12 protein-coding genes are annotated in these 7,716 nt (G+C 41.9%); 7 read left to right on the forward strand and 5 right to left on the reverse strand.

Features of this window, described 5'->3' with window-relative positions; all coding sequences use genetic code 11:
• Positions 1-286: 286 nt before the first annotated feature.
• Positions 287-430 carry an FbpB family small basic protein gene (locus WAM07_RS17670; RefSeq protein ID WP_089753533.1) on the reverse strand — a complete coding sequence of 48 codons (144 nt, stop codon included), beginning with the start codon at positions 428-430 and terminating at the stop codon, positions 287-289.
• Between the two features lie 113 nt (positions 431-543).
• On the opposite strand from WAM07_RS17670, the gene WAM07_RS17675 reads away from it, so the two are divergent.
• Positions 544-1,695, forward strand: coding sequence for an aminotransferase A (locus tag WAM07_RS17675; protein WP_422168705.1), 1,152 nt, complete (start codon positions 544-546; stop codon positions 1,693-1,695).
• 28 nt (positions 1,696-1,723) lie between these two features.
• Here the strand turns inward: WAM07_RS17675 and WAM07_RS17680 are convergent, their stop codons facing one another.
• Positions 1,724-1,888: a Spo0E family sporulation regulatory protein-aspartic acid phosphatase gene (locus tag WAM07_RS17680; protein ID WP_422168706.1), complete on the reverse strand. Its 165-nt coding sequence runs from the start codon at positions 1,886-1,888 to the stop codon at positions 1,724-1,726.
• Between the two features lie 268 nt (positions 1,889-2,156).
• On the opposite strand from WAM07_RS17680, the gene lepB reads away from it, so the two are divergent.
• Positions 2,157-2,678, forward strand: a complete 522-nt coding sequence (lepB, locus tag WAM07_RS17685; protein ID WP_422168707.1) for a signal peptidase I — start codon at positions 2,157-2,159, stop codon at positions 2,676-2,678.
• A gap of 53 nt (positions 2,679-2,731) precedes the next feature.
• On the opposite strand, the gene WAM07_RS17690 is transcribed toward lepB, so the two are convergent.
• From WAM07_RS17690 to WAM07_RS17700, 3 genes are all read right to left on the reverse strand, one after another.
• Complete coding sequence (locus WAM07_RS17690; RefSeq protein WP_224895666.1) at positions 2,732-2,875, reverse strand: YvrJ family protein; 144 nt, start codon at positions 2,873-2,875, stop codon at positions 2,732-2,734.
• A 388-nt stretch (positions 2,876-3,263) separates the two neighbouring features.
• On the reverse strand, positions 3,264-3,476 hold the full coding sequence (locus WAM07_RS17695; RefSeq protein ID WP_175477913.1) for a DUF2922 domain-containing protein: 213 nt from the start codon (positions 3,474-3,476) through the stop codon (positions 3,264-3,266).
• Positions 3,477-3,506: 30 nt separating this feature from the next.
• Positions 3,507-3,731 carry a DUF1659 domain-containing protein gene (locus tag WAM07_RS17700; RefSeq protein WP_422168708.1) on the reverse strand — a complete coding sequence of 75 codons (225 nt, stop codon included), beginning with the start codon at positions 3,729-3,731 and terminating at the stop codon, positions 3,507-3,509.
• Positions 3,732-4,236: 505 nt separating this feature from the next.
• On the opposite strand from WAM07_RS17700, the gene WAM07_RS17705 reads away from it, so the two are divergent.
• From WAM07_RS17705 to WAM07_RS17725, 5 genes are all read left to right on the forward strand, one after another.
• The gene (locus WAM07_RS17705; RefSeq protein WP_422168709.1) at positions 4,237-4,737 is read left to right on the forward strand and encodes a DoxX family protein; all 501 of its coding nucleotides are present in this window, start codon (positions 4,237-4,239) and stop codon (positions 4,735-4,737) included.
• 141 nt (positions 4,738-4,878) lie between these two features.
• Complete coding sequence (locus tag WAM07_RS17710) at positions 4,879-5,646, forward strand: carotenoid biosynthesis protein (RefSeq protein ID WP_422168710.1); 768 nt, start codon at positions 4,879-4,881, stop codon at positions 5,644-5,646.
• On the forward strand, positions 5,633-6,289 hold the full coding sequence (locus WAM07_RS17715) for a lysophospholipid acyltransferase family protein (protein WP_422168711.1): 657 nt from the start codon (positions 5,633-5,635) through the stop codon (positions 6,287-6,289). Before WAM07_RS17710 ends, WAM07_RS17715 begins: the two co-directional genes overlap by 14 nt.
• Before the next feature lie 18 nt (positions 6,290-6,307).
• A complete protein-coding gene (locus WAM07_RS17720; RefSeq protein ID WP_422168712.1) occupies positions 6,308-7,417 on the forward strand; it encodes a glycosyltransferase in 1,110 nt (369 codons plus the stop codon).
• Positions 7,414-7,716 (forward strand): FAD-dependent oxidoreductase (locus WAM07_RS17725; RefSeq protein ID WP_422168713.1); only part of this gene is annotated, 303 nt, incomplete at its 3' end. The genes WAM07_RS17720 and WAM07_RS17725, both read left to right, overlap by 4 nt.

The following is a 7,716-nucleotide window of genomic DNA, read 5'->3' on the forward strand; positions in this document are numbered from 1 at the left end:
GTGGAATCACCCCGAAAGACACGACCAGCATAAGCCGACCATCAAAAGGATGGCGGTTTTTCAATCCGTTGATGAGCGGCTTATGTCTCGAGTGTCTGGGTGATGGAACAAGACGAGTTATTTCCCCACCAACCCTCTTCCACATAGAGTAACGGACCCCAACTATCTCGAAACTGAGTCTTCAAGTAACGGGAGCTTAACCTTAAAATCAACACGGAAGTTTAACAGAGACAAAAACTAAAAAAGCAGCCCTCTGGTATGCGGCTGCTTTTCTCATATGGTATCATCAATTAACATAAGAGGATTCAAGTTTCTTTGCGTGTTTTTCATCTATTAGTTCTTCAATTTTATCAATGGCTTTCTGGTCTTCTAAAAGCTGTTGTTTATTTTGAGCGACTAATTCTTCAAAAGAGATTCTGCTCATTCTCATAACCATCAAACTCCTTTCTATTAAACTACAATCAAATTATAACAAAATTCTACAGAGAAACTATCGAAATTGTTTGAACATTTTGTTAAATATATGTAAAGAGGTGCTCAGCAATGGAACAACATATCAACCCCCGCCTAAACGATATTCAAATATCAGGGATTCGCCGCTTCTTTAATATGGTGAACCAATATGATGATGTCGTATCCCTTACTATTGGCCAGCCTGATTTTTATACACCTGATCATATTAAGCAGGCCGCCGTCAATGCGATCCAGCATAACAGAACGACTTACACTCCGAATGCTGGAATTCTTGAGCTAAGAAAAGCCATCGAACAATATGTATCTGAGAAATATAATTTATCCTATCAATCCGATGAAGAAATAATCGTGACGGTCGGAGCCTCCCAGGCGATTGATGCCACACTTAGAACCATCCTTACCCCAGGAGACGAAGTTATATTACCAGGTCCTGTTTACCCTGGATATGAACCTTTGATTAAACTTGCGGGAGCCACCCCCGTTTACGTAGATACGAGAGAGCAGGGTTTTAAACTCTCAGCAGAGCAGCTTGAACAATCCATAACACCAAAAACGAAAGCCGTTATCCTTCCCTATCCATCTAATCCTACGGGAGTTTCGTTGACGGAAAGTGAGTTACGCGGAATTGCAGATGTATTGAAGAAACATAAACTGTTCGGATTGGCCGATGAAATTTATAGTGAACTGGTTTATACAGGGAATCATACATCCATCGCCCAGTTTTCGGATGTCCGGGATCACATCATTGTCATTAACGGTATTTCCAAGTCCCATGCCATGACCGGGTGGAGAATTGGCTTTTTACTTGCTCCGGCCTGGCTTGCCAAGCACATCTTAAAAGTACATCAGTACAATGTTTCCTGCCCGACTTCGATCAGCCAGTATGCAGCGCTCGAAGCATTGACTAATGGAAAAGAAGACCCCTCCTTTATGAAGGAAGAGTATAAAGAAAGAAGGGATTATGTAATGAGCCGGTTATCTGGAATGGGACTTGACTACGTCGTGCCTGACGGAGCCTTTTATATATTCCCTAAGTTTCCTTTGGATGGGATGACGAGTTTTGAAAAAGCCGTCCAGCTTTTAGAAGAGTGCCGTCTTGCCTTGGTTCCTGGTGATGCATTTTCTACTTACGGCGAAGGGTACATGCGACTATCGTATGCTTATAGTCAAGACACCCTCAAAAAAGGACTGGACAGACTGGAAGATTTTATGGCCGATTAAAAAAGCCTGCAGCTCAAGCTGCAGGCTTTTACTTATTAGCTTTATGTTGAATTTGATTGAGGACAGCATCTAACTCCTGGCTTATTTTAACCGACTCTTCACTGGAAAAACCTTTTTCTAACGCAACTTCAGTCATCCGTTTGCGAAGTGCTTCTATTTTAATGGAAACAGGATCTTCCTTTGGTGTAGACACAACTGGCTACCTCCTTGGCTTAATGGGCATGTGACAACAATTCAAAGGAAAAGAATGTGTGTTCCCCTTGACAGAAAAATTATCTCAATTTTTTTTATATTTGTAAATGTAGTTGCCAAAACTTCTATTCATTCGACAATAATTTTACACATGTAAATTATCTGTTAAATCACTGCTTTCCCGTCTTTTCTTTTAAGTGGGATGTGATAAAATATAGGGGAAGTGAACATTATCTAATCTCATGTTCATGGAGAAAGGAAGATATAAAGTGTCAGAGCAATCTAAGAACGAATGGCTCGAATGGATTAAAGCCATCGTTGTGGCCATTGCGTTAGCATTCATTTTACGTACTTTTTTCTTTGCCACTTCTATTGTAGAAGGAGCCAGTATGGACCCGACACTTGAAAACGGCGAACGCGTCATGTTCAACAAAATTATTTATTATATTGATGAACCCGAACGGGGAGACATTGTCATTATTGAAAGACCGGTAAAGAGTTATGTTAAGCGCATTGTAGGTCAGCCGGGCGATACGATCGAAATACGCGATCATACGCTGTTTATAAATGGGAAAGAACAAAATCAGCCCTACCTTAATCAAACAGCTATTCACGCCACCAGAGACTTTGGTAAAGTAGAGGTCCCGGAAGACCACTATTTCGTGATGGGAGATAACCGTTCCATCAGTAAAGACAGCCGTAATGGACTTGGCTTCGTTAAGGAAAGTGAAATTATCGGGCGAACCGAGCTCGTGATCTATCCATTTAATGAGTGGGGTCTAACAAATTAATCAGTAAAAAGACGAGTCTGAGAAGTGTATGACCACTTTCAGACTCGTCTTTTTTATTTGATCGAATAAATTTTTTCAGGTAGTTGGTGAAGCGTTTCAATTAATAGATCAAGTTTTCCCTCAACGCGGTGCAGCAAATAAAAAGTTACCGCAATCGGGAAGCCGACATCTGTAATGAAAGGCAGCCAAGTTTCCACCTTCTTCACCTCCTTTTCTCTTCTGGAAGGGTCCGTTCGCAACATTATAGTTGGGTTGGTGGGGAAATGATGAGACTCCCGTGGGAGAAGGAGCTAGGCGAGACCCCACAAGGAGTGTTAACGACTGAGGAGGCTCATGTAAAAGGAGGATCGACTAAAGTCGCCACGTCCTGTGGCAACGTCGATCGACCCTACGTCGTGCAGGGCCACAGGAAAGCGAGTTATTTCCCCACCAACCCTTATCCTTCTAACGTAAAGGACCCATTTATCTCGAGACTGAGTCTTACAAAAACGGGAGCTTTAGGGGAGGATTAGCCCTGTCTTTAACGGTTTTCTTCTCTTAGAAAGACAGCCGCTATTTTTGAAAAATAGCGGCTGTGTTCAATTATTAAATTTCTACATCAAATACATTGCGTTCCACAATGCGCGCTTCTTTTTTAGCGACTAAATCCCCGCCGCTTGTCGTAAAACAGTTCTCCAGCAGGATCGTGTCCATAACGGAATTAATCAGGACCGGATCTGCCGGCTCAACAGGCTCGTCCAGGGTAAGTGTTACGGTACGGTTTTCTTCGTTTAAGAATTTCAACTCAAGCTTTTTCAACTTCATTTCTCCTCTTTTATTCTATTTTTTTTACAAATCAATCAAAATGGAATTATCATTTCGTTCAACTGCATACAATAGATGCTGTTGAAGAGGCGCCATTGCCGTTGCTACACGGTACAACTGATCTTCAGAAGCTGTCATTTTAATGTTGTTAAAAGACTTCGTACGGAAGATAGTGTTCCCTTTCTCATCCTGACCATTTTCAAGAACGAGTTGAAGCTGTGAGCGTACAATTTCAGTGCTTACTGCCATTATGTTTCACCTCCCTTCACTTCTATAATCGAAGGGAAGCTCAAATAGGTGTCAAAAAAAAGATTCGCGGGATCAGCTTAATGAGCTTCTCCTGCGAACCTTCTTTTTCATCTTATATGATATGTCATTCCAAAGTTAAGTACAGATTATCCTCGATCGAAAATACACATTCCAATGAAACCTAGTGACACAATTACACAAACAATGAACATAACTACTTCAGCCATATCCTCACTCCTTTCCTCTATACCTATTTTAGCAAAAAACAAACGAATATGCTGAGTCTATTTTTAGTCGAAATGATCCTATCCATTCATTATAAAAGATTCACTTCCCTAATGAAAAGTAAACTACTAAAATTCATAGGACTGTCATAACTTTTAGACCACTTTGTGAATGATTGCACAAAGTATATCACCTTAATGCTTACCCTTATATACTATAGGTGTAAGCAAGAGATCAGCCAATCATGTGAAAAGCTGAACAAACTAAAGGAGTGAGTGTTATGATTAATCAATGGTTTAGAAACAATGAGAAAGCAGCCCTTATTTTGACCGTCATTCGTGTGTACTTAGGTTATACTTGGCTCACATCTGGATTAGGAAAAGTGACAGGAGGATTTGAAGTGAATGGCTTCTTAATGGGGGCCATAGGTAAAGCTGAAGGTGCTCATCCTGCGGTGCAGGGATGGTGGGCATTATTCTTGGAACAGATCGCCCTCCCGAACCATGAATTATTCGCTTTCCTGGTAATGTGGGGTGAAGTGTTTGCTGGAATTGCACTCATACTTGGTTTATTTACGAATATCGCCGCTCTTGGAGGTATTTTGATGAACTTCGCATTTTTGTTCAGTGGTACAACCAGCACAAATCCACAGATGGTATTACTAACCGTCTTTCTGTTAGTAGCGGGAGCAAACGCCGGTAAATACGGACTTGATCGCTGGGTTCTTCCTCATCTTCCTCGTAAAATAGCATGGCCAAAAAGGAAAACGCTGGCCCATTAATCATTATAGAACGTTGTTGAAGTCCTATGGCATATTCCATAGGACTTCTTTCTGTTTAACCCCCTCTCCTTTGAGGTATGATTAGGTAGAAAATACTTTCCATTACATAATTTCTTTTAATTTCGAGAGCAGGGTGAAATGATGGACACTATTCTTTATCGCTTTTTCATTTTCTGGTACCTATGCGGCGTTGTTTTACTTACATTCGACTGGCTGCCGCCCTGGCTGGAATGGGCCAACAGTGTATTTTTAATTACCGCAGGTGTGATTGCCATTATTTATTTTATTCGTATGTACGGAGCAGCTGGAGGAGTGCTCTACAGTTTATTTATTATCGTTTTCAGTATCTATGTAGAACACCTGGGTGTCGCTTACAATTTTCTTTTCGGCTCCTATGATTATAACCAGAATTTCGGATTCAAGGTCTTCGATACGCCTGTAACCATTGGATTCGCCTGGATGCTGATAATTGGCTGTTCTCATGAATTGTCGCGGGGGATTACGGAGAAATGGAGCGGCTTCTTCCGTCATATTTCTTTCGTTATTACAGGGGGACTACTCGCTGTTACGATGGACCTGATCCTTGATCCAGTTTCGTACAAAGTTAAAGAATATTGGATTTGGCAGGAGCCTGGTGTTTATTACGATATCCCCTTTTCCAACTTCATGGGGTGGTTTGTCCTTGCCGCTATATTTCACGCCGTATTTCTACTATGGAACCCTGTAAATGTCTCCCCCTCTTCGCTTTGGCCGTCACGTATGGCTCTTACGTTTGGCTTAATTATTGGGATGTTCTGTATCATGGCCATCAGTGGCGGACTATTTGGCGCCGCCATTTTAGTAGGGTCTCTTGCCGCAATATGGTATATCATTTATTTTTGGAGGAAGAAAGGCTATGCTGAAAGCTAAAAAGAATTCATTTATTGAATGGGGATTTTCGAGGTTTAATCGCTTTCTTTTAAAATCCCAGTTTAAGCGCATTAATGTATCTTATTCAACTTTGCCAGAAGGGCCTGCTCTATTTTTAATTAATCACTCAACATGGTGGGACCCCTTAGTAATTTATCATTTGAATCGAGAGATTATTCAGTCCGATGGCTATGGAATGATGCATGAAGACGGCATAAGACGCTTTCCCTTTTTCCGCCGGATTGGTGCTTTTTCCATTAACACGAATGATCGGAAGCATCTGCTTGAATCGTTAAATTATAGTAAAGCACTTCTTGAGCAAGGCAGCACGGTATGGATTTTCCCTCAAGGAGAGGAGCAGCATTTGGAGAAACGGCCACTTGAGTTTTTTACAGGTATCGCCTACATAGCTAAGAAGTGTCCTAGCGTCCCTGTAGTACCGATTTCCATTTACTATTCGTTTGAGCATACTAAAAAACCAAACATCTACATTAAGATAGGAGAGCCACTTGCGCAGGAAGAGTATTCATCATTAAATAGAAAAGAAATGACACGTTATTTTGAAAATCATTCCACCGAACAGCTGGATCAGCTGCGTGAAACGATTATTAAGGAAGACCATCATTCGTTTAGAACCCTGTAGCAGAAAGGAAGGGATATCGTGACGTTTTTTACCATTGTCCTGATCATAACGGTTCTTCTCAATATGTGGACGATCATAAACAGCTTTTTCTTACTGCCTTTATCTCCAGCTGATCACTTAAAAAGTAACCCCCGTGTCTCCCTTCTTATTCCCTTACGAAATGAAGAAGAAAACGTGGAGGGGCTGATGAATTCGATCCATAGATTGAGCTACCCTTCGCTTGAGGTGATCTTTCTGGATGATCATTCAGAGGATAAAACATACGAGAAGCTCTTGTATGAAACGAAAAATGATCCGCGATTTAAGGTTCATCAAGGAAAAGAGCTGCTGGATGGCTGGAATGGAAAAGTTCACGCCTGTTATCAGCTCTCCGAATTAGCAAGCGGGGACTACTACTTATTTCTGGATGCCGACGCGCGCGTTGCACCGTCAATCATCGAAAAGACCCTTGCCACGATGGAAAAACACGGAGCTTCGATGCTAAGCGGCTTCCCTCATTATCCAAACGACCATTTCCTAAGTCATATGCTGGTCCCGCTTCAACACATGGTCGTGCAGCTTCACCTCCCTCTTGCTGTAGCTAACTTTACAAAAAAACCAATGTTTACAGCGGCGTGTGGTATTTTTATTATGGTGGAACGTAAAGCCTATGAAGCAATCGGCGGACATGAGTCCGTTAAAGGTTCCCTCGTAGAGGACGTGCACATCAGCAGGGAAATGAAAAAGAACGGCTATAAAATGGTGCTTGCGAATATTACACCTTCCGTTCTTTCCTATATGTACCATCATCCTAAAGAAACATGGGCCGGCTTCCAGAAAAACATCTATACCGGGTTAGGACGATCAGCGGCTCTAGTTGTGATCTTGTCGCTTCTTTATACTCTTTTGTTTCTTGTCCCGTTTGGATTTATCGCTATTGCTTTTGTAGAAGGTAGCTGGCTGTATGTGCTGCCCTATCTGCTCACCGTATCCTTTAAAATGTATATCGATGCTCGCACAGGTCACCCATTATGGCTGTCCTTTTTTATCCCCGTGTCGATCGTTTTGCTTATATTAATTATGATTTCCTCCATGACAGTACATATCAGGGGAAAATCCTATCAGTGGAAAGGGAGATCTTACGAATGAAAGTTGCTATAGTCGGGGGCGGCTTAGGAGGGCTTTCGGCGGCTGTCACCCTGGCCAAGTCCGGAGCCGAAGTTAAACTTTTCGAAAAGAATGACCATTTTGGAGGAAAGATGATGCCAGTCAATGAAGCAGGCTATCATTTCGATTTCGGGCCGAATACCATCACCATGCCAGAGGTATTTCAAGATGTCCTTCGGCAGGGCTGTCTAGAAAAAGAACTCCCCTTTACTAAACTTACTCATCATACTAGAAACCAGTTTAAGGATGGCACAACCTTTGATCTGTCCTCAGACCGGCAA

The sequence above is a fragment of the Halobacillus sp. genome (assembly GCF_049282395.1).
GTDB lineage: Bacteria > Bacillota > Bacilli > Bacillales > Halobacillaceae > Halobacillus.